Source organism: Mucilaginibacter lappiensis, from assembly GCF_050433765.1.
In the GTDB taxonomy this organism is placed as follows: Bacteria; Bacteroidota; Bacteroidia; order Sphingobacteriales; family Sphingobacteriaceae; genus Mucilaginibacter; species Mucilaginibacter lappiensis_A.
The window spans coordinates 59,002-85,101 of the sequence record NZ_JBNPWP010000010.1 but is presented as its reverse complement, the minus strand read 5'-3'; the positions used below and the strand labels follow the sequence as shown (position 1 = coordinate 85,101).

Below are 26,100 nucleotides of genomic sequence, written 5' to 3'. Positions count from 1 at the left end.
TGACCTCGAATTTTCGACTATGACAAAATGGGGTATTATAGGTTGCGGGCGCATTGCCCATAGGTTTATGCAGGGCCTTCACGAAGTGGCCGGTACCAGGTTGGTATCGTCATGGTCGCGGAGGCCCTCTACCGTTAATGCTTTTGTGGAGCAGTATGGTGGTATTGCCTGCACCAGTGTTGAGGAATTGCTGGCCACTGATATTGATGCCGTTTACATTGCAACCCTGCCTGATAGCCATGCAGCCTACAGCATAGCCGCGTTAAAAGCGGGCAAACACGTACTATGCGAAAAGCCGGTAACCGTTAACCTGCCCGAACTGGAGCGGGTGCTTGCCGTAGCAAAAGACTGTAAGCTGCTTTTTATGGAAGGTATGAAACCGGCATTTTATCCTTTATACACCCGTTTAAAAGAGCATCTTATTCATGACCCAATTGGCCCGGCTGGTTATGTACGTGCCGGATCGTCAGTAGCAGATGTTCCCGCCGATCATCCTAATTTTAGTCATGAGCTGGTTGGCGGCGGGTTGATGCAAATTGGTATATACGAGGCTTTTTTAGCGATAGACTGGCTTGGCGACCTGCAGGATGTGCAGGCAATGGGTCGCTTTGGCAGTACGGGGATAGATATGTTCACCGTATTTCAAACCCTTCATGCCGGTGGTTACTCCCAATTATATGCCGGCTTTGATCTGCATGGCAAAGGCGACGCGTTAATAGCCGGTCCGTTAGGGCATATCACCATCCACAAAAACTGGTGGAACCCGGCCCGCGCTACCATTGATTATCTTGACGGCCGTACTATTGAACTGAGCGAACCATTTACTGCCGGTGGCCTCAACTATGAGATAGCGCACTTTTGCGATTTGATAAAAGCTCACGAAACCGAAAGCCCCATCATCAGTCACCAAATGTCAAGACAAATGATCAACCTGATTGACAGGGCCCGCGCGGAGATTGGATTAAAATTCCCTTCCGAAAAATAGTAAGAGACGCATGTGATGCGTCTCTACGTAAATGTTGTAGAGACACATTACATGTGTGTCTCCTGATTTCTTATAATTTATTGGAGTTAAGTACCGGGTTTTGGCTGGCGTTAACCTGGTAGGTATAAATGGCGTTTTGCTCATCAACTTCTACTATGCGGTATCCCTTGTAGTCGGTACCCCAGTCGCCGCCAATGTGCGAATCAAAGAAATGCGGGAACTTACCGGTATAACGCACCCCATCAAGCAAATGATCATGTCCGTGAAAGGTAGCCTTAACATTTGGATAGCTATGCAGCAGGTCGATGGTTTCTGGACAATCCACAAAAAAATCATCCTTTTGCCACTTAAATGGTGCAATGTGCAGTATCACAAAAACTATCTTTTTATCGGTAAGCTTATCAAGCGAAGCTTTGATAAAGGCATTGTTGGGGCAAACATAGATTCCTTTTGTATCGGCAGTATTGGCCAGCACAAAGGCAATATCACCAAATTCCACGGTATATTTATCCTCATAGCCAAAGTTCTTTTGCCAAAGGGCGGCATCGGCAAAATCATGGTTACCCGGAATGGTATGATAAGGTACGCTTAGCTTATCCAAATAATTGGTTTTTATTTCGGGCAGCAGATCTGGGCGGTTATGCACCAGATCGCCGTTTACGATCACCATATCCAGGTGATTTTTAGCATGATCCGCATTGAGCCATTTCACCATATTGCCGGTATTCAGGGCATAATCTGTTCCGGGCTGACCGTAATGAATATCAGATGCCAGGGCAAACCTTAGTTTCAGCTTATTTTTTTTATCTCTTTGGTAGTCATTATTAACGTTTGCAAAAGTGTTAACAGCAGGCAACAATGTTAAAGCTGCAACACCGGCCAGGCCAGTACCAATAAATTCTCTGCGGGTAGTCATAGGTTAAATTTTTAAGTAAATGTAAGGTATGGGTGTTAAATCAGGGTTAAGGATTGAAAAGGATCCGGAATTTAATTACCCTCATTCAATAATGCCTGCCTGAAATAATCCTGAGCGGTATTATAAATGGTCTTATTTGCTCCTGCAATCCTTCCTACACCAACGGTAATATTTTTACCATCCACCACTTCAAATAATAAAAATTTCCATTTATCATACTCCCATGAAACCTCTACTACATCTTTCCAGTATACCGTTCTTCCTGTCATATAAATCGATACCTTTTCCTCATCAAACTCAATCGCCGTTTCGTTTCTGAAAGCAGAGCGTACATGATTCCAAAAGAAATAAACAAACATCATTATAAAGATCAACAAGAATATACCGGCAAATAATCTAAGTTTAACTTCATTACAAGCTATACCAAAGAAAAGAAAAAGACCAATACAAATTGTAATCCAGCATATTGCTAAACAGGCAAATGCTTTGCTATACTTAAATGATGTAGTACCCATTATATCTCTCAAAGATAATATTCCGGTGCAAGTTTGAGAGGAAAATCTATCCAGTGAGTATGCCTATCGTATAAGATTTCTCCCTGCGGTCGAAATGACAAAAAGTAGTTAAAATTATGTGTCGGAAAGTAATGGCTACCTCAACCCCTTTCCTTTCAAATATTTTACCAGCGCGGCCGGATGATCGGTTTGCAAGCCGGATAAACCCTTGTCCAGCGCTTTATCCCAATCAGCAGGGCCTTCGCCGGCGCTTTGAATATCGGGCCAAACGGGGATATGTTTACTTTCCGCAAATTTCACCATATCGGCATCATATTGCTTGTAACTGCCGTCCAGTATATCTACCTGGTATTTATTAATAAAGCTTTCCATACCTGCAACATTTTCAACACTATCGGGCAGGCTCAGCATCAAGGGCATTTTGGGGGCAGCTTTACGCCAGCCGGTAAATTGTTCGGCGCTGTTAATATATACCAGCACATGTTTTTCCATACCATATTGTTTGATCATTTGGTAAGCAACAGCCGGATCAGCTGCCTTAAAATCAAGGTAGATGTTGATCTTGTGTTTACACAGTTGCAATATTTGCTTAAATGTTGGTATCCGGTAGGTTACTTTATTGGTGGTGTCTTTGCTTTTTACCTCAAGCTGTTCAAGTTCATTTAGCGTAAGGTCTTTAACCAGGCCCTTGCCGTTGGTCATGCGGTTAACACTGGCATCGTGCATACTGATCAGTTCAGCGTCTTTGGTGGTACGCAGGTCAATCTCTACGTAATCAGCTTCGTTTTTAATGGCCTCCTGGTAGGCGGCCAGGGTATTTTCGGGATATATCAAATGATCGCCGCGGTGGGCCGCCACTATGAATTTATGTCTGGATGCCGGTGCAGGGTTGGGCTGCCAGTTATCGCCCTCGTATAGTAAAAGGAGTATTGTTGATACTAAAAGTAATTTCATGTTTGGTGGTTTAAATCCTCATTAATGAGCAACCTGTTTAGTCCTTATCAACTACCTTCGCAGGTCTTTTCTGTTTATAGTGATCTTCCCGTTCGCGGTCTTCATCATCCATTTCGGGTCCTTTTTCAATTTTACGCCAATCGATAGTTTTGTTGTACCTGCTCATCGCCTTTTGTGGATCAAACACCCGGGTATCGCTCCTTACAAATGTATATGGGCTAAAATCGGGCTTATCTGTAAAAAAGTCCTGCAGCAAAGTAGCTGTAACATCATATTGATTTACATAAGGCACATCCAGTATGTTATAAATGGTTTTTAATATCGACCCAAAGTTGGCATGTGTGTGGCTCACAAATCCCTTTTTTACATAAGGACCGGCCAGCATCAATATGGAGCGGTGCGCGTCAACATGGTCAACACCACCTTGGGGGTCATCTTCGGTAATTATTACCAGCATGTTTTTCCAATATTTGGTACGCGATAAAAAATGCAGTATGCGCCCAACTGCCAGGTCATTATCGGCCATGTATGATTGCCTGTAAGGATACCCGTCATTGGGCCTTACATCGGCTCCATGATCATTGGGCACCTGCATGGTGATCAGGGAAGGCATTTTTTTCTTCCCTTTGATCCACATTTTGGTAAACTCGCCCTCAAATTGGTCCATCCTGAACTGATCGGGAATGTTGGTATTAAAGCCCGCATAGTTATGGCTTGTTCGGGTAAATAAGGCTTTTTGCATGGGAACCATTACCAGGTGGGCCGCACCGGTGGTTGTATCCTGCCACTCTTCGCGCACGTGAGCTGTTTCATTGGCTTCGCCAAAATTGTAAAACGCTACATGCTTTCTTTCCAGCGCTTCCCAGAGGCCGCCTGTTTCGGCAAAATCCTCAGGGTCCATACTGCCGGTTGACCCTGGAAAGCGGCGTCCGGGTGCTTTTGAAAACAGTTTTGCCGTTTTGTGTACATTGGAATTTGCCTCTACCCACTCATTAGGGATTACACCCATCATCCAATGGTGACCATGTATGGAGGCATCGCTATCGCAATAATAGTTATCTGAAAAAGCAAATTGTTGGGCCGCCTTGATATGGTTGGGCGATACTTTTAATCCCGGAAATTTCACCCGTAAAGCATCGGGCAATGTATATTCGCAGTTTACACCAAACCGGGCAAGGGTACTATCGCCCCTGGCATTTTTCAACTGCCCGAATACTTCATCATAAGTACGGTTTTCTTTAGTGATGTAAACAATATATTTAATAGGTGTAGGCGATGCGCCCGGCAAAACCGGTAATGGATTTTTAGCAGCAACCGGAATAGTTTTACTGGCAAAAGTATTATTGATAACCTGTTTGGTATACAATGCCAGCTGAGCCTGATCAGGCACCGGCACTTTTTGAAATGTCCCTAACTGGATATCGTTAATATAAGTACCCTGCGGTGGCGAAACAAAGCCATACCCGCCATTTGGGCCGGCGCCATAGCCACGGCACGAGGTAATATACATTTCCTTTTCATCGGCTGATAACCTTATCCGCGAAGTTCCCCAGCCGGTAGGGATTAATCCTTTGGTAGTTTTGGAGGGCACGTCAATTACTGCAACGGCATTAAAACCCAGTAAGGCAACATATAAAGTTTGTTCATCCTTGCTCAGGCAAATACCAAACGGCAGCAGCCCGCGATATTTATCAATGCGGCTATCAACCTTCATAGGTATATCGCCTAATAGTTTATGGTTCTTGTAATCAATAATCGTAACATTATCATTCGTAGCATTAGTTACATAGGCATAATTGCTGCCTACAGCAATAGAGTTTGGACTTGCGCCACCAGTTACCTCGGCATCTTCCAGCATTTGGCCTATCTGGTGACCGGTTTTAAATTTATCGATCACCTGGTTGGTAGCCAGATCAATAGTGAACACACTCATGGCCTCGGGTGCCAACGGGTCGCCAACACCGGGGATCTTTCTTCCTTCAATAATGGTTCCTTCGCGCGATTCTTTGGTATTATCACCATAAGGATGTTGAGAGATCCGTATAGAATCGGCATTTTGAGGTGTAGCCCCGGTAATTAATGGGTACGAATACATGCCCACATTAGCCACAAAAGCCGTTTTTTTATCCGGACTTAAAGCCAGGCCGAAGGGTTGGCGCCCAACATTAACAGAGGCGGTAATTTTTTTTGTGTCAAGATTTAACCTGACTAAACGAAAGTTACCACGGTCAAGCACCAATAACTCATTATTTGCCGGGTTAAGCTGAAGGTCTGACGTAAAACTATCATCATATTCCTTGTCTCCTACTTTCCCGTTTAATGATAATGAATCTATCCGCTCAAATTTTTCCGCATCATAAATAATAACAGCCCCATTATCGCCTCCGCTCAAATACAATGTTTTGGAATCCGGCGAAAAAGCTACACCCAGGAATGATCCATTTGATAAGGGCGATTTTATCTTTTTATCATAACTGGGAACCCTTACGGCGTTCATGGAAGACAGTTCAATAATTTCAATAACCCCGTTGTGCAGCGTTACCGCCTTTTTACCATCGGGCGATATAGATAAGCCAAAAGGATCATGTGTAATGCGGATAGTATTACCTGCAGGCGTTATAAACCTGCCGCTCGGCAAAACGGAGGTACCGCTCTGGTTAATTTTACAAAACTGGTCGGCACCGGGTACCTGTAAAATACTAACTTGCTTTTGCGCGAATGAAACCGCGTAAGTACTTAAACAAATAGCGAGCGATACAAGAATTTTATTATTCATGATAATAAGCTGTTAATTTCAAAAAATTATTTACCGGTAACACTGCCTATGGCATCGCCAACCTCATGCCCGGCGGCTGCCTTAAAATCAAAGCCCAGAAGTTTGGCAATTGTTTGCGCAAGTTGTTTGTGGTATGTTGTTACTGGCAATTTCATTTCGCCTGAGGCTGGTGTATCGGGGCCTAAAACTGCAAACCAGGTTTGCTCAGAGTGCGGGGTTTCTTTACCATGATCGCGCCATTTGGCTATAGGTACATCTCCCCTGCCGTGGTCGCAAGTGATAATCAGGGTAGTTTTGTTTTTATAAACCGGGTCGGTTTGTACGTACTGCCATAATTGTTTTATATAGTCGTCCTCCTGGCGGGTACGATCCAGGTAAAATTTGTAGTTGCCGGCATGAGCCAGATCATCGGGTTCATCAAATGCGATATACAGCGCACGTGGCTTAAACTGCTGCAGGTACGTTTTTGCAAATTCAAAGGTCAAAAAATCAATCCGGGTTGAATCGCCAAGGTAATGAGGCGCCTCGTTTTGCATTTCATTTAAATGTTTTAAACGGTCATTCATGCCCGGTACCGTTAACGGCATATATCCTGAGTTGTTCAGCAAACCTGAGCGTTGGGTGTTCAGGATCTGCGTAAACCTTTCCCATGATGAAAACGCGGCTACCTTATTTTCAAAGCCTTTTTGCTTATTCAAAAACTCCAGCACATTCATATTGGGGTTGGTAATAGCTTCATTGGTGTTCATCCGTGGATCAGCAAAGCCGCTGAAGATCTCGTTATAGCCAGGGTATGAAAAATGATACGGGTTGGCCACCTCATCCTTGCTGCCTATATCGCGATTACCGTATAACTGGCCCTGCTGCACAATAGCCGACCAGAAAAACGGCATCAGCATTTTACGGCGATCGTTTGCCTGGTTTGTCCAGTAATTTTTACGTACTACGTCTTTATCATCGGTATCATGCGAATTGATCAGGGCAGAGTCGGCACCCCGAAAAACTTCCTGCCACCGTAAACCATCAATGGTTACTATTATTACATTTTCGGTTTTATGTTGCTGCGCAAATAATGCAGAAAAAGCCGCAGAAAGCACCAGTGTTAAAATTATTTTTTTCATAGGTTTTATTTTATCCAATAAAGGCCTCCCGAAATATCGGGAGGCCTTTATTAAATTCAATGTTTATTGTAATATCCACAGTTTATTGTAATATCCACATTACACCGTTTATATCATCCTTACCGCCAAATTGGCTGCTCAGGGCTTTATTATAATTGGTAGCATTTACAGTTCTTTCTGATGTTGGGTATTCAAAACGCAGCGCTATACGACCGCTGTTACCTGTACCCGGACCAGTTGTAAAGGTTGGAACTTTGGTACGACGGTAAGTAAAATACGACTCCAAACCTGAATGACGGAAAAGCGCCAGGTATCTTTGCTGTAATATTTGAGTAAGACCGGCTGCACCACCTGTATATTTTACAGCATCCTGCGCGTAGTAAGTAGTCCAGTTTACAGTTATAGGAAAAGTATCATAACTTGACAGGTCTGCAGGGCCCTTTGTTGCACCAGGACGGTAAAAGTAAGCTGAGAATATACTTGCACCCGCAGTTGTAGGAATAGCATAATATTGGAATGATGCCTGTATACCTTTAACATAATAGGCTTCGGCATCGCCCGTAGCCCATCCGCGGTTAATGCCTTCGGCAATGTTAAACATCAATTCGGGATAACCTATCTGTACGCTTGGTTCACCGGTATAGGTTGAATAAAAGTGTTTACGGTTCATAAACGAATAGCGCTGCAGGGTAGCGTTATTGTACATCACACCAAGATCAAGACCCGGATCGGCGCCAACAAATGCATCAAAGCTGGTTGGACTTTTCTTTAAAGTATCTACAAGATAACGTGATGGCTCGGCAGTTACAAATACCCGTGGGTCCTTTAACTGTGTAAGTAACCCAACATAAGTTGCCGACATATTCTGCCTTGAACCATTTTGCCCAAAGTTGTCAGGGTTTTGCGGGTAATAATTACTTGGAGTAACAAACTTATACTGCAGGTTATCATCAGAGCTGGTCATGAGCGGATATTTGGTTGCATTGCCAATGATGTTTGCAAACTGTGTTTTCACATCAATATCTGCTGTTTTTTTGCTTAATGCAATTAATAGTCTTATCCTGAATGTATTTACTACTTTTTGCCATTTAGTAAGATCATTACCCAAATAAATGTCATTGGCTAAAGAAGCGCCAACACCAGTACCACCTATTGTAGGATCTTTAATCAGTTGGGTCATATCAGCATTGGCACTTTCAAGCCAGGCTAAACACTGTGTCATAACTGCTTTTTGAGTATCATAAGCTGGAGTAAGATTATCTAATCCTTTTAAAGCGTCGGTCATAGGGATATCACCTTCTTCCAAACTCATTTTACTAAAGAAATAAGCCCTGAAAAATTTACCCAGTGCCTCATAAGGATTAACCGCTGCACCACCCGATGCTACAGCTCGTTTTTCCATATCTAATACGTTTTTAAGCGTGCCGTAGTAATTATCGCCACCATTTGCAAAATCATCGTAGCGGTTATTACCGTAATAATCATAGTTATATAAGTAATACTGGGCATATATCTCGTTTTCGGTTTGAGGCATGTCAACCATTTTATTCAATACACCATTAAATAACAGCGATGCAGGAACCGTGCTGGGCACGTTATTGTTTTTGGTAAGGTCCTCAAAACTCTTTTTACAACCTGTTACCGCCAATACCATGAATACCGGCAGTACGTAATTAATAAATATCTTTTTCATAATTATTCAATTTTTAATTAGAATGATACATTTAAGTTTACACCATAGCTACGTACTGTTGGCGATTGCAAAACAGTGCTTGAGGTAGCATAATTGTATTGATCTAAATCCACATCCTTAAAGCGTTTGTCTTTATAGAAGTATAATAAGTTACGGCCATATACCGATAACGATGCCTTTTTGATGAATGATTTATCCATCCATGCTTTAGGGAAATCATAACCAAGCGTTACCTCGCGCAGTTTGGAGAAGGTTTTGCTCATTAGGTTTGACTCATCAACGTTATAATATTTACTTACATAATCCTGCACCAAAGCGGTTTGCTTGTTAGGTGAATATTGCAGCGCGGTGTAGTTTGATATTTTACCGGTTACAGGATCATAGTTGATAGATGCTCCGTTTGATACGGTTACACCTTCGCCTATATAACTACCGTTGTAGCCTGCTTTACCAAAGTTTTGCCAGTCTTTATAACGGGCATCGCCCAGTGCACCGGTAGCGGTTTCAATATTTGCACCACCACGCATGGTTTTATTGTGCATGTAGTCAATAATAACACCACCAACTGATCCGTCAAACTGGAAACCGAGGCTAAAGTTGTTATAACGAACCTTGTTACTAATACTCCATGCATATTTAGCATTCTCGTTACCCAGGTATTGAGGAACCGGTAATGCCAGTGGCTTACCAGCAGCATCATTAATGATCTGTCCTTGTGGGGTTCTTGCAAATGCGGTTCCGTAAAGTTTATCGGTACGGTCGCCGTTTTTAAAGAATGTTTGATAAGTATCCTGTCCCGGAGGCAGCTCCTCATAAACATCTTTAAAGGTTGATACGTTAACCAAAATGTTCCAGGTAAAACCGCCTAAGTTCCTAATCGGTGTACCCTCTAATGAGCCTTCATAACCTGTTTTCTTGGTTTTTAAAGCATTCAGGTACAAAGTTGTATAACCTGTAGCTGTTGATATAGGATTAGCCAAAATCTGCGGACCATCAATATATTGGAAAGCTGTAGCTGAGAAACCTAAACGGTTCTGTAAAAATTTAATATCAAACCCTTCCTCGTAGTTAACACGGGTTGAGGTTTTTATATTGGTCTGATACAAAAAGTCAGAAGCAGAAGCTGCAGGCTGGCTGTTGTAAGGCTTGCTGGTTAAGTAAAATGGATTAAGCTGATAGCTTGGACCATTATAAGGTGAGTTATAAGTACTTCCATAACCAAGCGGGTTCAGGAACAGCGGGTTTGAATTTGGGCTGCTTGTAGTTGTTGAACCGCCATATACCGAGATGGCATTAAAAGGAGCAGGCCCGATAGTTGAGCTTGAAGCATCGGCTTTTACAGTAGAGTATGATGCCCTCGCTTTTAAGAACGATATAACTTCTGGCAGTTTAATGTAGTCAGAAATTACAGTTGCTGCCGATAAGCTTGGGTAATAATAAGTAGTTACATTTTGAAATGCCGATGATTTATCAACACGGCCTGTGCTTGATAAGGTAGCATATTTACCAAATGTAGCATCAATTGAATAGTAACCGCTTAATACACGTTCCTGTGAATTAAAGCTGGTTGATTGTACCGCGTTTTTTGAGTTACTGAAAGTATAAACTTCGGGTACGTTCAAATAATCTGTTGATGTCCAGCTGGAGTTATAGTTAAAGCTACGCAGATTTGAACCCACCAAGCCTGACAAGTTCAGGAATTTTTTAATGGTGTAGTTGTAGTTAACAAACAACTCGGTATTGTTATCAAACAGGTTACGGCGGTCTTCGCGGTAATCTCCCTGGTTACCTTCACGACCATAAGGGTGTGCCGAAAATGGCAGGTCTTCGGTACGCAATATGTTGTAGGTATTAATTTGCGAACGTAAAGTTGCATTCAGGTTATCATTGATCTTGAAATTACTTGAAATGTAACCGTAAACATCATTTTTGTAATGGCCCCTTGTCCATTTTTCGGTTAATAAATAAGGGTTATGGTAACGGGTGTACTCAGCAAATTGCGATTGAACACCTTCTTTACCGGGCTGCCATATAGCTTTAATATCAGGTGCGTTAATGTCCCAGTCGGCACCTGTCCAAACAGCTATGTTATAAATGATACTGTTAGGGCCATATTGTACGTCAGGAAAATTATCTGTTGATTGTCTGTTAAAATCAACGTTTGCCTCAAATTTCCAGCGTGAAGTTGGCGTAAATGATGCGTAAAAGTTAGCGTTGGCTATATCCAGATATTGTGATGGGATATAACTGGTTTGATGTTGCTGTGAAACCGAAAACCGGGTTACATAAGTATCGCCAACTGAACCTAATGAAATGTTGTTGTTGGTTTGATAACCGGTTTTCAAAAAGTTTTTCAGGTTATCCTTACCCCTTGCGGTATACGGGGTAGCCTGGCGCACACCATTAATAACAGGGCTGTCATACTGCGGTATTAACTGACCGGCAAAATAAGGGCCCCAAACATCGTAATCACTATCTACACCACCCGGTGCACCGCCTTTACCATCAACAAAGGTGTAAAAAGTATTTTCGCCCGCGCCAAATGAGTTTTGTGTGCGGGGGAATGCCAGGAAGCCGGTGTTCATAACCGTACTGCTGTTTATATCAACTGTTAAGCCTTTTTTGTTTTTATCACCTTTTTTAGTGGTGATTAAAATAGCACCATTTTGCGCGCGGCTACCGTATAGGGCAGCAGCAGCAGGGCCTTTTAACACGGTATAAGTTTCAATATCATCAGGGCTGATGTTATAGGTATCGGTATTGATCGGGAAACCGTCAACAACATATAACGATACCGCGTTACCCCTTATTAATACCGAAGGGTTACCCAATAACTCGGCCGATGGGCCTACTGATAAACCAGCCACTTTACCTGTTAAACCAGTAATAGGGTTTGGGTCACGAGCGGTAGTTACATCAGCGCCGTTAACGGATTGTAGCGCGTAACCAATGCGCCTGGTCTCTTTTTTAACACCCAGCGCGGTTACCACAACCTCATTTAAGGTTTTACTGTCACCGTTCATACTTACGTTTATAACGGTTTTATCATCCACAACCACATTCCTGGGGGCATAACCAATAAAAGTAAAAATAAGGGTTTGACCGGCATTGGCGGTAATACTGTAGCGGCCTTCCACATCAGTAACCGTACCTTTAGTCTGTTCTTTAATTCTTACACTTACACCGGGTAATGGTAAGTGGTTTTCGTCGGTAACAGTACCGCTTATTTTGGTTTGTCCGAATAAAATAGATGGAGCAATACAAAATAATAAAACCGTGATAAGGGTTTTTAATTTCTGGTAAAACTTGTTCATCTGCTAAAATTTAAAGGTGAAGGGGATTGATTTTTCATTCAGCAATACTAAACTTTGTTTATTATTAGTAAACTAATTTAGTATTAAGCAATGCTTAATCTTATGTTCACCCTGTGTTAAGCAGGCGATTTTTGTAACGGCAGAATTACATGTAGCTTACAAAAACTTAATATAGGAGATTAACTGTTTACCAGTTGCAAATGAGTTAATGCTATTGACTTTAAATAATCTATGTTATTTACCGGTACATTCATCTCTTTGGCCATATCATCCCAGTAGCGTAGTTTTATAATTAACTCAGCATCGGGGTTAAGTTCAAAATCGGTAGCTTCATCTTCGGTCATTACACCACCCTGAAATTCAAGCGTGGTTTTACTGGCGTCAGACAGGCAGTCATAATATTCGGGATATTTATAAGTAAGGTATCTTTTAGCGATCACATGGCCCTGTACCAGATTGGCCACCCTTTCAGAAAAACCACGTTCAAGCAAATAATCGGCACCCAGTTTTTCATGGTCAACATTGCCCATGCCGTCCATACTTTCGGCTTCATCAGCATCAGCGCATAAATGGCCTATATCGTGAAAAAAGGCAGCCAGTATAACTTCATCGTCATAACCTTCAGCCTCCGCCAAAGCCGCAGCCTGCGACATATGCTCCAGTTGCGAAACCGGTTCGCCAATATAATCTTCATCACCAAATTTTTCATAAAGTGAAAATATTTCGTTCACAACGGCCTGCGGACTATATTGGGAAAAGGACATGGTTAGTTTTTTGTTTACAAATAAAGGGTATCCAGATTAGGGAAACATTAAATGTTTGTAAAATATCCATCCCGTTGGCGAAAACTCGTCCGAAGCAAAGCCAGGGTGAGTCTTTTCACCACATGTAACAAAAAAATCATTTTGGATAAATTTGCTTATTAGTTACTTTGCGCCTGCTAACTTGATAATAAATAATGGAAGAAGATATACTGATACAGATCAGTAACCGGATAAAAGAACGCCGCCGTGAAAAAAATATCACCGTACAGGAGCTGGCCATAAGGGCCAATGTAAGCAAAGGGCTCATTTCACAAATTGAAAATAGTCGTACCATACCATCGCTCATGGTATTAATTGAAATCATTAAAGCATTGGAGATCGACCTTAATGAATTTTTTAAGGATATCCGCTCCAAAAACGATCATTTGCCTGTTTTGATAAAACGGAAAAATGAATACGAGCATTTTGAAAAAGAATATGCTACAGGCTTTCATTACCAGCGCATATTTACACAATCAATAACCCACTCTACTGTCGACATTGTAATATTGGAGCTGGAGCCCGATGCCACCCGCCCGCTTGTTGAAACCGATGCATTTGAGTACAAGTACATTTTGCAAGGCGAAATAGAATATCAGTTTAACGATGACAAGATAACCCTGCACCAGGGCGATTCTATGCTGTTTGATGGCCGCATACCCCATACGCCAAAAAACATGGGCAAAACCACCGCGAGTATGCTGGTAATCTATTTTTTTGAGGAAAAGAAATAGTGGTTAATTGATTAAGCTGAACAGGTGAGTTATGCCGCTATATGACCATTTAGCAGCACGACCTGTTGGCCTGTATTGGCGGGCATTTGTAAGTGCCATAACTGCAAAACACACAACAGTCGCCGTCTTTGGGTTTTAATACTGCCTTACAGTGATCACATTGGTAAAAATACTGACATGAATCAACAGGCATTTCTTCCTGCTTTTTAAAACCACAGAATGGGCAGGTAATTTCTGAAATAAGCACTACATCCATATTATAAAGGTAATGTTATTTAAATTATTGTGGAGACTCAATTAGGCATCTCTCACAAATTTATGTGTGCTGAATATTCTATCTGCGTGCAATCCAGAGGCGCAATTACGCGTCTCTGCGAAGTCCCCTTAACCATATCTTAACACAAATTTAGTTTGGTATTAATAAATAAAGTTTAGTATTGCTAAACATTCTTATTGATATTATGACCATTAAATTAGTAGTATTTGATATAGCCGGCACCACGGTTAAAGACGATCATGAAGTAAGCAAAGCATTCCAGGCTGCTTTAAAAAAATACAATTACCATGTTGAGCTCGACAGAATAAACCCTTTAATGGGCTACGAAAAAAACCTGGCGATAAGACAAATGCTGCAACTGCATGAAACCGATAGCGATAAAATAACTACTGAACTGGTTGGCAATATCCATAAAGAATTTGTGCTCCAGATGATCCACTTTTATAAATATGAACCAGGTATTGAACCCCTTCCAAATGTTGAAGAAACCTTTGCTACCCTACGCTCCAATGGCGTACAGGTGGGGATCAATACGGGCTTTTCGCGCGATATTGCCGATACCATTATCAACCGCCTGCACTGGCACGAAAAAGGGCTGATAGATCACGTTGTTGGTTCTGACGAAGTAGAGCTTGGTCGCCCGCATCCTTATATGATCCAAAAAATGATGGAGGATGGCGGCATTACCGATCCATTGCAGGTTGCCAAAGTTGGCGATACAGAGGTTGATGTACGCGAGGGCCAGAACGCGGGTTGCAAGTATATAATAGGCGTAACCACCGGCATTTTTTCCCGTACCGAACTGGAAACCTACAACCCTACCCACATTATTGATGATATAGCACAGGTTATAGAGATCATAAACCAGTAAACAGTTATGAAACTGATGGATCAGTTACGGGTAAAGGTAGCCAAATGGCCGTACTCCCTGCTATCAGTAATGGCAGCGGTTTCGGCATTTGGCTTGTATACTTCCATGTATGCCTTCCGCAAGGCCTTTGCTGCCGGCACATTTACCGGGCAGCAATACCTGCATGTTGATTATAAGGTTTGGCTGGTAATAGCCCAGGTGGTTGGTTATACCTTCAGCAAGTTTTACGGCATCCGTTTTATAGCCGAAGTGAACATCAAAAACAGGGCGCGCTATATTTTAACACTGATAGGCATTGCCTGGCTGGCGCTGCTGGTCTTCGCCCTGGTACCTGCTCCTTTTAATATCGTTTTCCTGTTCATCAACGGTTTTCCGCTGGGGCTTATATGGGGCCTGGTTTTTGGTTATCTGGAAGGACGCCGATCTACCGAATTTATGGCTGCCGTGTTATCCATCAGTTTAATATTCGCATCGGGATTTGTAAAAACAGTCGGGCGTACCCTGCTCAGCGTTTTTCATGTAAATGAATATCACATGCCTTTTTTAACGGGCGCCATATTTGTATTGCCCCTATTGCTGTTTGTATTTTGTATGGAGCTCATGCCAGCTCCTACCATTGAAGATAAACAACAACGTGCCGAACGCACCCCTATGAACAGGGCCGAACGCAAACAATTCCTGATCAGGTTTTTACCCGGTATTATCCTCACCATTATTATTTATGTGCTGCTCACCATTATGCGGGATGTGCGGGATAATTTTGAGGTAGAGATCTGGGCAGATCTGGGGGTAAAAAGCAACAGCATTTATACCAATATCGATTCTATCATATCCATCATTGTGCTGGTTGCCATGAGCCTGCTTATCCTCGTTAAAAAGAATTTAAAAGCTTTCAGTATCATTCACCTGTTAATTATTGGTGGTTGTGTACTGGTAGGCGTTTCAACCATGCTATACACCCTAAAGCTGATAAGCCCTATAACCTGGATGACCTTGGCCGGGCTTGGTCTTTACCTGGGTTATGTACCTTACAACGCCATATTTTTTGAACGGATGATAGCTACCTTTAACTATCGCAGTAACGTGGGCTTCATCATGTATGTGGCAGATTCCATGGGTTATCTGGGCAGTGTGAGCATTTTGCTGGTAAAAGAACTGGGCAGACCAAACATTAGCTGGGGAAACTTTTTTAAAGAAGGCGTAATGATAGTAGCTGTTGTTGGCGGTATTTGCGGCGTACTATCGCTCATATACTTTTTGCAAAGCGCTCAAAGAGATAAAAAAAAGATTAGTGAACAAGAAGACGGGGTACTTTCTTTAAGTTAAAAGTCAGAAGAAATGACCTAATGACCAAACCAAATTAAATCTATGACTCAAGATAAATCAAAAAGCTCACCCTTTAGGGGGCAGGGGGGCTCTGCAATAATTATAGGCGCTGGTATTGTTGGCCTTGCTACAGCCAGAGCCTTAGCCATGCGTGGTTACAAAGTAACCGTGTTTGAGCGTAATGAACGTGCGGTTGGGGCATCCATCCGTAATTTTGGGATGATATGGCCTATTGGCCAGGCTACCGGGCCACTCTTTGATAGAGCAATGCTATCTCGCAGCATCTGGAAAACCATTTGCACCGAAGCAGGCATCTGGCATAACGAAGTTGGCTCCCTGCATCTCGCCTATCATGATGACGAATTGCGGGTGATACAGGAATATGTAGAGGTTAACCATAATTTTCGCGATTGCTCCTTACTAAACCCAGCTCAAACCCTTGCCCGGTCCCCGGCTGTTAACCCTGATGGTTTAAAGGGTGCTTTATGGAGCGGTGAGGATATGATCGTGGAGTCGCGCGAAGCTGTTGGCCAGGTGGCTAAATACCTCGCCGATAAATATGATGTTCAATTTCATTGGAACACCGCCATCAGCCGCATTGAGCATCCTAAAGTAATATCGGGCAATCAAAGCTGGCAGGCCGATGAGATATTTGTATGCAGCGGCGCCGATTTTGAAACACTTTACCCCGAACTATTCGCGCAAACACAGATCACCAAGTGCAAACTGCAGATGATGCGCCTGGTTACCCAGCCTAATGATTGGCGCATTGGCCCATCATTATGCGGTGGTTTATCCATGATCCATTACCCGGGCTTCCAGTCGGCAGCCTCATTACCTGCTTTAAGGAAACGTTATGAGGAACAATATGCCACACATTTAAAATGGGGTATCCATGTTATGGTTTCGCAAAACGGCAGTGGCGAGCTTACCATCGGCGATTCGCACGAATACGGCCTGGTGCACGACCCATTTGATAAGGCATTTATTAATAATTTAATAACCGAGTACTTACATACTTTTGCCACCTTTAAGGATTGGAAACTCCTGCAGTCGTGGCATGGTATTTACCCAAAAATGACCAACGGAGCTACCGAACTGATCGTAGAGACCGAACCCGGCGTAACTGTTATAAATGGTGTTGGCGGCAACGGCATGACACTTTCATTCGGTTTATGCGAAGAGGTAATAGCAAAAAGAGTTGAGTAATTTGGCCGATGGCTAGATCGTTTCTGATAGATTTATAAATTTGTTATATTAATAAAATAAAGCAGGGGGCGGTGCGATTCCTTCCCTTGGGAAGGGGGAGGAAGGGGTATATTGAACCATTTAATATGACGCAGAAACCCCTCCCTGCCACTACACATGCCTGCACACCCCTCCCAAGGGAGGGAATAAATGCAATGTTTATTTCAAACTTAAGATAATAACAATACAAAAAACTCATAACTCACCACCCATACTTATATGTCCGATACCAGGAGAGATTTTATTAAAAAGGCAGCGTTACTTACAGGTGCTGCCGGGATTGCAAGTATTTTGCCCGAATCAATACAAAAGGCGATGGCCATTAACCCGGCACCGGGCAGTACCTATCTTGATGCCGAGCATATCGTTATCCTGATGCAGGAAAACCGCTCTTTTGACCACACTTATGGCACGCTTAAAGGGGTACGTGGTTTTAATGATCCGCGGGCAATTGATCTGCCTAATAAAAACAAGGTATGGCTGCAATCAAATAAAGCTGGTGAAACCTACGCCCCCTTCCGCCTGGATATAAAGGGCACAAAAGCTACCTGGATGTCGTCATTGCCGCACTCCTGGTCCAACCAGGTAAATGCCCGTAACGATGGCAAGTATGACCAGTGGCTCAACGTAAAACAAAACAGCAATAAAGAGTACAGGCACATGCCACTTACCATGGGTTATTATAACCGCGAGGATTTGCCGTTTTATTATGCCCTTGCCGATGCCTTTACGGTATGCGATCAGAATTTTTGTTCGGCCCTTACAGGTACCAACCCCAACAGGTTATATTTCTGGAGCGGAACAGTACGTGCCGAACAACATGAAAATTCATTAGCCCACGTATGGAACGATGATATGGATTATGGCACCCTGAACTGGGCTACTTTCCCCGAGCGTTTGGAAGATCATGGTATATCATGGAAACACTACCAGAACGAGGTGGCCATTGATACCGGTTTTGAAGGTGAACAGGATTCCTGGTTATCAAATTTTCAGGATAACCCGCTGGAGTTTTTTGCCCAGTACAATATTAAACTGCACGATAACCATATTACTCATCTGCAAAAAAGATCAACCCTTTTACCAAATGAAATTACAGCGCTTGAAAAGCAAATAGGCGCGTTACCTGCCGGCGATGCACACATTGATCACCTTCAAAAACAGCTAAAACAAAAGAAGCGTGATCTGGATAATGTTAAAAAGGACATGGCAAGTCTTGATCCGGGTAAATTTGCTACGCTATCACAGCGCGAAAAAAATCTGCACCAAAAAGGATTTGCAACCAATACCAACAATCCGCATTACCGTGAACTGGTTAATTTAAAATATGATGATAGCGGTACCGAGCGCGAATTATTGGTACCCAAAGGCGATGTATTGCACCAATTTAGGGACGATGTAAAAACCGGGCAGCTACCAACCGTTTCCTGGATATCAGCTCCCGAAAACTTCTCCGATCATCCAAGCTCAGCATGGTTTGGCGCGTGGTATGTATCCGAAGTAATGGATATCCTGACCCAAAACCCAGAGGTTTGGAAAAAAACAATTTTCATATTAGCCTATGATGAAAATGATGGCTATTTTGATCACGTGCCGCCATTTGTAGTACCCCACTCTAAAAAACCAGGCACCGGTTTAACCTCCAAAGGCATTGATACCAGTATTGAGTTTGTAACGCTGGAGCAGGAAAAGGCCCGCAACAACTTCCCCGAAGTGTATGACCGCGAAAGCTCCATTGGTTTGGGTTATCGTGTACCTTTGGTTATCGCATCACCCTGGAGCAAGGGCGGCTGGGTTAACTCCGAAGTATTTGACCATACCTCAACCCTGCAATTCCTGGAAGACTTTTTAAGCAAAAAAACAGGCAAAAAGGTAGTTGAGCCCAACATCAGCAACTGGCGCCGTACCGTTTGCGGTGATTTGACCAGCGTGTTCAGGCCATATAATGGCGAGAAGATTGCCAATCCTGAATTTGTGGTAAAGGATGCCTTTTTAGAAAGCATACATCAAGCTAAATTTAAAAAACTGCCTACCTATAAACTGCTAACTGCCGATGAGATAGCGCAGATCAATAAGGAGCCTTATGCTTCACCATACATGGCGCAGCAGGAAAAAGGCATTAAGCCATCATGCGCCCTGCACTACCAGCTGTATGCCGAAGGTAAACTAAGTGCCGATAAAAAATCATTTGATATTCAGTTTACAGCTGCTAATAAGGTATTCGGCCAAAAAGCATTAGGTTCGCCTTTTAACGTTTATGCTCCGGGCAAATACGCCAGCTTTAATGATCCGCAGCAAATGGAGCCTTTGCGTACCTGGGCCTACGCTCTTACAGCCGGCGACAGCCTTACCGATAACTGGCCGTTGCAGGAATTTGACAATGGCGAATATCATTTACGAGTATACGGCCCCAACGGCTTTTACCGCGAATATAAAGGTAACACTGCCGATCCACTGATTGATGTGGCCTGCGAATATGAACAAGGCGCGGCAAATAAACATACCGGCAACATTGCCCTAAAACTGGTTAATACCGGCAGCAAACCTTACACCATTGAAATAACCGACCACAGCTACAAAACCAATAACTACAAAAAAACAGTAGCTGCCAAAGGTCAAAGCACCCAGGTACTTAACCTTACCAAAAATCATGGCTGGTACGATTTCAGCATCAAGGTTACCGGCTGCCAGTCTTTCGAGAAAAGATATGCGGGCAGGGTTGAAACCGGACAACATAGCTTTAGTGATCCTTTGATGGGGAAAGTGGTTTAGTATTAATCTGATATTATGAATTTAAGCCGGGCTTAATGCCCGGCTTTTTTGTGGAATGCTATATGGTAAAAAATGTGTCATTGGTATGAAGCAAACCCTACTCAGGCAACTTTTTAAATAAAGGCTGTCATGCTGAGCTTGTCGAAGCATAGTGGGCAGGCCTCTACGCGCGATCCTTCGACAAGCTCAGGATGACAGACCCACTTATGCTTGTCCTAAAGAGATTGCATCGTTCCTCGCAATGACGCGTATAGGTTACCTTTTTTCTTAACACTTAAATGGGTATGCGATTATGTCGCCTCATCTTGATGATAATGTAATTTACGTTGCAAACGTTAAACCATATTAAGCACTCGTCACAGACGAGCGAAGGTTAGTGTGTTATATTTTTCTTGATTCCTGACTCTTACAGTCCTGTATCTCCAAAAACCCTACTTCTTATCCTCCAAAACCACCCACCTGTTCACGGTATTAAATTCCCCTTCAATACAAACCTTATAAAATTTAGACGGCATGTTTTTAACATCTAACAAGGCATGTTCATTAGTAACAGGCACTTCAGCAAGTAATTGGTAATCATCTGGTTTGCCTTCCTTGAAATTATTGGCGGCAGCTACCCATATTTTTACTTTGCCTTTGGCGTCAAGGGCTTTCCAGTTTACATCCAGTGCACCCTGTATATAGTTGGCTTCAGGTTGAGCCACTGATACTGCACCGATCAGGGATATGCCATCCATCTCGTGTAGTTGGGCCGAAGGTACTTTTACATTTAAAAAACTGTTGATGGATGATGTAATATCAATAATACCCGGATAGTAATATTTAGCATAGTTATTAAGCGGTTTATAGCTGGTCACCATCCAGGTTGAGCGCTGGCGGGTGCTTTGACCGCCGTGGTCTTTTCCGTTTAGTTCACTACGGCCATGATCGGTGGTGATAAATATCAGCCAGTCTTCCTTAAAGTTTTTCTGGCGGTACTGTATAGACTGCCAGATGCGGCCAACCTGCGCGTCCATTTTTTCAATGGCATCATAATATTGTGGGCTATCGCCATACTTGTGCCCCATATCGTCGGTATACTCTAAATAAACCCACGACAAATCAGGCGCTTTATCTTTAATACAAATAGCAGCCGATGTGGCCACCTGCTCATCAATCAGGTGCATGTAATTACCCGCCTTATCATGCGGGAATTTTACAGTATCCAGTTCATAACCGTCAAAGGCATAATCAGGGTGGATATTACCAGCCTGGGGTAATCCATCGCCTATAAGTTTAGTTCGGTTATCTGTCCAGCTCGAAAAAACAGCCGTTTTCCCTTCTGGATAAGCATTCTTAAACATCCGGAACACACTCCAGTATTTATAATTTGGCGCTTTGATATCGTTGCCCCAAACATTGTGTTTGTTTACCCAGGTGGCAGTAAGCAAACTATTATATCCATTGGCCGATATGGTTGGCGTTTGTGAGTAGCCTCCCTTTTCGCCGCCAACATGCGCCCTGAGGTAGGCACCCTGCTTAGCTATCAGTTTCAGGTTTGGAGTGTTCAGCTTTTCAATCACGTCGGCAGGTATACCATCGGCAATAATAAAAACAGCTTTTTTAACACGGGTTTGAGCGTTTGCGCCAAAAGTTGCCAGTAACAGCAACGCGACTAAAGTTAATTTAACCGGATTTTGCATTGTTTATAATATCATTTGTACAAGGTACTAAACTACTCCGTTTTACAAATTGGAGCGTTAATAAATTGTTATGTTTTGCCTTGGTCTGATAAAGATAGTGGAAGGGGATATCTCCAGCACTGTCTTTTGCCCCTGATCTTTGGTCTCTATTAAAATACTTGAAATTATATATAATAAAATGTGCTTTTATTTTTACCTTTTGTCTGCCGTTATCAGCGGGCGGGGTAAACGCTGTTACTGCCCGGAAAAAAGAACTTAAATTAATCAGTTAATTCATCTATAACCTATTACTATGAAAAAAACAATGTCGCGGGTAATCGTTCCCGTTTTTATGCTTGTAGCCGGATTCATGTTTACCAGTCTGCAGGCAAGCGCTCAAACTGAGAATTGGAAACCGGATGCAGGCTTTGAAAGCCTTTTTGACGGGGCCACCCTCAACGGCTGGTGCTATCGGAGCAAGGAGGGTGACGTCACGGAAAAGTTCGACGGAAAGAAGGTGTCTTCTGACGGACGTTATTCTTCCGCTAACGGAATCATCACGGTAAACTATCCGGTGGGCGTGGAACGTAAAGTACAGCAGTCATGGACCCTGCGGGAGTTTCCTAAAAACTTCATTCTAAAGATCGAATTCCGTGCGTCCAAAAATGCAGATAGTGGCATTTTTCTGCGCGGGAAGCAGCTCCAATGCCGTGATTATCTCCTGGCCGGTCCCTATAAAGATTTGAAAAATTACCGGGCGCAGGACTGGAATACCATTATCGTAACGGTGAAAGATAATATCGCCCACTGTGAGTGCAACGGCGAAGTACTTGAGGATGCACTGGTGCTGCCCGCAACCGGCCCTATGGGGTTGGAAGGCGATCGCGGACAGATGGAATATCGCCATATTCAAATAAAGGAGTTACCATAAGCTTGAACATAGATGGAATAGCCATTACGCCATGCGTCGCGCCGGTGACTATCCGGATTTTCTGCGACGGTTCATATTAAACAACATTTATACATATCGGAGGAGTTTGATTTTCCCCGCTACCCTTAAATCTGTTTATATTTACCGCCGCTTACCCAGGCTTATTTTATATATGGATCAACCAAACGCTGCTAATCAAACAAAATGGCTTTACCTCTTTATAGGCATGGCCGTTGTGGTAAACTTTAGCGGCTTATTTATCACCATCATAGGGCCCGATGGCAACCTGTACGCCACCATAGCCAAAAATATGGTGCAGCGTAACAATTATGCTGATCTGTTTGCCTGGGGTACCGACTGGCTGGATAAACCTCATTTTCCGTTTTGGGTTACCGCCTTGTTTTTTAAGTGTTTTGGTTTTACTACCTGGGCCTATAAGCTACCGGGTATTTTGTTTGTGATGATGGGAGCTGTTTATACCTATCACCTGGCCAAAGCACTTTATAATAAACAAATAGCATTATGGGCCGTGTTGATACTACTTACCGCCCAGCATATTGTACTCTCCAATAACGATGTACGTGCCGAACCTTATTTAACCGGACTGATCATTGCCGCGGTTTATCATTTTTATAAAGCGCATACCCGTAATAGTTTTTGGCAATTACTTTTTGCCAGTCTATTTACCGCTTGCGCCATCATGACCAAAGGGATGTTCGCGCTGATCACTATCGGCGGCGCGGTGGTTGGTCACCTGATCATCACCCGGCAATGGAAGCAGCTTTATCACTGGCGATGGTTATTGGCAGCGGTGTTGATATTGCTATTTATCATGCCCGAAATAGGGTGTCTGTACCGGCAGTTTGATAAGCACCCCGAAAAGGTGATGTTTGGCCGTACGGGAGTATCGGGTATTAAATTCTTTTTTTGGGATAGTCAGTTCGGGCGTTTTTTTAATACCGGTCCCATCAAAGGCAGCGGCGATCCCTCCTTTTTTATCCATACCACCTTATGGGCATTTTTACCCTGGTCGCTCTTATTGTTTGTGGCTATATTCCAATCCATCAAAAAAGGCATCAAAAATGTGCAGGCTCACGAGTGGTATTGCATTTGCGGATCGATGCTTACCTTCCTGCTTTTTTCGGCATCAAAGTTTCAGCTCCCGCATTATATAGTTATCGTATTCCCGTTTTTCGCTATCATCACAGCGCAATACCTTTATAATTTAGCATCAGTCAAAAGCATTAAAGCTATACGCGTTACCCAGGTTGTGGTTATTATATTGATGCTGGTTATTATAGGCATACTTCAATATTTTTATCAACCCGAAACTTTAAACTGGATTACCGGACTTATCATTTTTGCCATATTACTGGCGCTGATATTTTTACCGGGCAAGATCTCTGCTGGTATCCAGCAAACCATATTCCGCACACTGTTAGCTGCGTTTATTGTAAACCTGTACCTTAACCTGTGCTTTTACCCATCACTGTTACATTATCAAAGTGGCAGCGAGGCAGCCATGTGGATCAACAAAAATAATCCCCAAAAGCTCCCGGTTTATATTGCCGACGGCATGTTTCACGACGATATGAATTTTTATCTGGATGCCCCGGTTACTGAAACCAGTCCCGATGGTTCGGGAACTATCCCAGCCCCAGCCTTGCTTTATGCAAATACCGATATACTGTACAATTTTGCCGCCAGGGGCTGGAAATATAAGGTTATTAAAACATATAAACGGTACCCTGTGACCCGACTTAAACCCGCTTTTTTAGACAAGGCCACCCGTGATAAAGAATTATCAGAAATGCAGATTGTATTATTAAACCCCCTTCCTCCAAATATTAAATAAATAATTACCTTATCTGTAGCATAAATAATAGTAGTTCCGTAATATATTATAAACCACTTATTTATGACACCTAAAACCACTACACTAATAAGCCTTTTGCTTTTAATTTTTTCAACTGCCTGTAAAAAAAGTCCGGTTAAACCCATTGTTGGAAAAGACCTGGTGCTTACCGCCACCGAGCAGCAAAAAGTTGCAGCTGATAATGCATTTACCCTTAAATTGTTTAAAGCGACTTTTAGCGGTACACCCGATAATCAAAACCTTTTTATATCGCCATTAAGTGTAAGCATGGCTATTGGCATGACCAGCAATGGTAGCAATGGCCAAACGTTAACCGCCATCAGGAACACGATGAATTTTAATGGTTTTACCGAAGACCAGGTTAACAGCTATTACCATACCTTGATCACGGAGTTGCCGCAATTAGATCCTAAAGCAACCGTTAAAATAGCCAACTCCATTTGGTACGCCAACACATTTACACCCTTGCCTGCCTTTTTGCAAACTAATACCACCAATTATAATGCTAAAATAGCGGGTGTCGATTTTAAATCCGCAGCTACTAAAGACCTGATCAACAGTTGGGTAAATGATCAAACCAATGGTAAGATCACCAAAATAGTTGACCAGATACCGTCTAATGCAGTGATGTATCTTATCAACGCCATATATTTTAAAAGCACCTGGAAAGATCGTTTTGATGCGGCTAAAACAAAGAAAGCCGATTTCCATCTGTCAACAGGGGGTATAGTTCAGGCTGATTTTATGAACAATGATCTGAATTGTAACGTTAGCATTGCAAGCGATGCAACAGCTATTGAACTTCCTTATGGTAATGGGAAATACAGTATGGTACTTGTGTCACCAAAGGAAGGTACATCTGTAAAGGATTATGTTGCAGGCCTTGATTCGGCAAAATGGAAAATATTAATGGCTGGTTTAGGGTCAAGTCATGCCATAATTAGTTTGCCTAAGTTTAAATTCAGCTATGAAATTATTCTGAACGATATATTAAGCAGCCTGGGTATGGCCAATGCATTTTCGGATTTTGCCGATTTTACCCGAATAAGCGCCACTGGCCTTAAAATTACCGAGGTTAAGCACAAAGCTTATGTTGATGTAAACGAAGATGGTACCGAAGCAGCGGCCGTTACTTCGGTAAGTGTTGGGTTAACATCGGCAGCTCCGTTTTCCTACGCATTTAACCGTCCATTCGTTTTCGCTATAAGAGAAATGAAAACAGGTCTGGTACTATTTGCCGGAGTGGTGAATGATCCTACCTTAAGCGGGAACTAAAACATAAAACATTTGATAAAGCCCTCTCCTTTGGCTACTGTGTGTACACCGG

The 26,100-nt window shown here is 42.8% G+C and carries 19 protein-coding genes; 9 read left to right on the top strand and 10 right to left on the bottom strand.

What is annotated here, in order from left to right; genetic code table 11:
• Positions 1-19 precede the first annotated feature (19 nt).
• Positions 20-985, top strand: a complete 966-nt coding sequence (locus M2273_RS24330) for a Gfo/Idh/MocA family protein (protein ID WP_429400385.1) — start codon at positions 20-22, stop codon at positions 983-985.
• A 70-nt stretch (positions 986-1,055) separates the two neighbouring features.
• Here the strand turns inward: M2273_RS24330 and M2273_RS24325 are convergent, their stop codons facing one another.
• From M2273_RS24325 to M2273_RS24290, 8 genes are all read right to left on the bottom strand, one after another.
• Complete coding sequence (locus M2273_RS24325) at positions 1,056-1,901, bottom strand: metallophosphoesterase family protein (RefSeq protein ID WP_429400384.1); 846 nt, start codon at positions 1,899-1,901, stop codon at positions 1,056-1,058.
• A 71-nt stretch (positions 1,902-1,972) separates the two neighbouring features.
• A complete protein-coding gene (locus tag M2273_RS24320; RefSeq protein ID WP_429400383.1) occupies positions 1,973-2,416 on the bottom strand; it encodes a hypothetical protein in 444 nt (147 codons plus the stop codon).
• A 135-nt stretch (positions 2,417-2,551) separates the two neighbouring features.
• Positions 2,552-3,370: a glycerophosphodiester phosphodiesterase family protein gene (locus M2273_RS24315; RefSeq protein ID WP_429400382.1), complete on the bottom strand. Its 819-nt coding sequence runs from the start codon at positions 3,368-3,370 to the stop codon at positions 2,552-2,554.
• A gap of 37 nt (positions 3,371-3,407) precedes the next feature.
• Positions 3,408-6,146: a hypothetical protein gene (locus M2273_RS24310; protein WP_429400381.1), complete on the bottom strand. Its 2,739-nt coding sequence runs from the start codon at positions 6,144-6,146 to the stop codon at positions 3,408-3,410.
• Positions 6,147-6,172: 26 nt separating this feature from the next.
• Entirely contained in the window at positions 6,173-7,267 is a 1,095-nt protein-coding gene (locus M2273_RS24305) for an alkaline phosphatase family protein (protein ID WP_429400380.1), read from the bottom strand.
• Positions 7,268-7,349: 82 nt separating this feature from the next.
• Positions 7,350-8,960 (bottom strand): SusD/RagB family nutrient-binding outer membrane lipoprotein, encoded by a 1,611-nt coding sequence (locus M2273_RS24300; protein WP_429400379.1) that lies wholly within the window; start codon positions 8,958-8,960, stop codon positions 7,350-7,352.
• 17 nt (positions 8,961-8,977) lie between these two features.
• Complete coding sequence (locus tag M2273_RS24295; protein WP_429400378.1) at positions 8,978-12,274, bottom strand: SusC/RagA family TonB-linked outer membrane protein; 3,297 nt, start codon at positions 12,272-12,274, stop codon at positions 8,978-8,980.
• Positions 12,275-12,453: 179 nt separating this feature from the next.
• Complete coding sequence (locus tag M2273_RS24290; RefSeq protein ID WP_429400377.1) at positions 12,454-13,038, bottom strand: phosphonate degradation HD-domain oxygenase; 585 nt, start codon at positions 13,036-13,038, stop codon at positions 12,454-12,456.
• A 194-nt stretch (positions 13,039-13,232) separates the two neighbouring features.
• Here M2273_RS24290 and M2273_RS24285 point away from each other — a divergent pair, with 194 nt between their 5' ends.
• Positions 13,233-13,811: a helix-turn-helix domain-containing protein gene (locus tag M2273_RS24285; RefSeq protein WP_429400376.1), complete on the top strand. Its 579-nt coding sequence runs from the start codon at positions 13,233-13,235 to the stop codon at positions 13,809-13,811.
• A gap of 49 nt (positions 13,812-13,860) precedes the next feature.
• Here M2273_RS24285 and M2273_RS24280 read toward each other — a convergent pair whose 3' ends face one another.
• The gene (locus M2273_RS24280; protein ID WP_429400375.1) at positions 13,861-14,067 is read right to left on the bottom strand and encodes a GDCCVxC domain-containing (seleno)protein; all 207 of its coding nucleotides are present in this window, start codon (positions 14,065-14,067) and stop codon (positions 13,861-13,863) included.
• A gap of 205 nt (positions 14,068-14,272) precedes the next feature.
• Between M2273_RS24280 and M2273_RS24275 the strand changes: the two genes are divergently transcribed.
• The 4 genes from M2273_RS24275 to M2273_RS24260 all read left to right on the top strand — a co-directional run bounded on the left by M2273_RS24275 (position 14,273) and on the right by M2273_RS24260 (position 20,305).
• Positions 14,273-14,959, top strand: a complete 687-nt coding sequence (locus M2273_RS24275; protein ID WP_429400374.1) for an HAD hydrolase-like protein — start codon at positions 14,273-14,275, stop codon at positions 14,957-14,959.
• A gap of 6 nt (positions 14,960-14,965) precedes the next feature.
• Positions 14,966-16,285 (top strand): DUF5690 family protein, encoded by a 1,320-nt coding sequence (locus M2273_RS24270; RefSeq protein WP_429400373.1) that lies wholly within the window; start codon positions 14,966-14,968, stop codon positions 16,283-16,285.
• A 42-nt stretch (positions 16,286-16,327) separates the two neighbouring features.
• The gene (locus M2273_RS24265) at positions 16,328-17,494 is read left to right on the top strand and encodes a TIGR03364 family FAD-dependent oxidoreductase (protein WP_429400372.1); all 1,167 of its coding nucleotides are present in this window, start codon (positions 16,328-16,330) and stop codon (positions 17,492-17,494) included.
• Between the two features lie 258 nt (positions 17,495-17,752).
• Positions 17,753-20,305, top strand: coding sequence for a phosphocholine-specific phospholipase C (locus tag M2273_RS24260; RefSeq protein ID WP_429400371.1), 2,553 nt, complete (start codon positions 17,753-17,755; stop codon positions 20,303-20,305).
• A gap of 431 nt (positions 20,306-20,736) precedes the next feature.
• Here M2273_RS24260 and M2273_RS24255 read toward each other — a convergent pair whose 3' ends face one another.
• Positions 20,737-21,987 (bottom strand): alkaline phosphatase family protein, encoded by a 1,251-nt coding sequence (locus M2273_RS24255; RefSeq protein ID WP_429400370.1) that lies wholly within the window; start codon positions 21,985-21,987, stop codon positions 20,737-20,739.
• A 292-nt stretch (positions 21,988-22,279) separates the two neighbouring features.
• On the opposite strand from M2273_RS24255, the gene M2273_RS24250 reads away from it, so the two are divergent.
• The 3 genes from M2273_RS24250 (at position 22,280) to M2273_RS24240 (ending at position 26,048) form a co-directional block, all read left to right on the top strand.
• The gene (locus tag M2273_RS24250) at positions 22,280-22,897 is read left to right on the top strand and encodes a 3-keto-disaccharide hydrolase (protein WP_429400369.1); all 618 of its coding nucleotides are present in this window, start codon (positions 22,280-22,282) and stop codon (positions 22,895-22,897) included.
• Positions 22,898-23,069: 172 nt separating this feature from the next.
• Entirely contained in the window at positions 23,070-24,752 is a 1,683-nt protein-coding gene (locus M2273_RS24245; protein WP_429400368.1) for an ArnT family glycosyltransferase, read from the top strand.
• Between the two features lie 63 nt (positions 24,753-24,815).
• Entirely contained in the window at positions 24,816-26,048 is a 1,233-nt protein-coding gene (locus tag M2273_RS24240; protein ID WP_429400367.1) for a serpin family protein, read from the top strand.
• Positions 26,049-26,100: the final 52 nt, after the last annotated feature.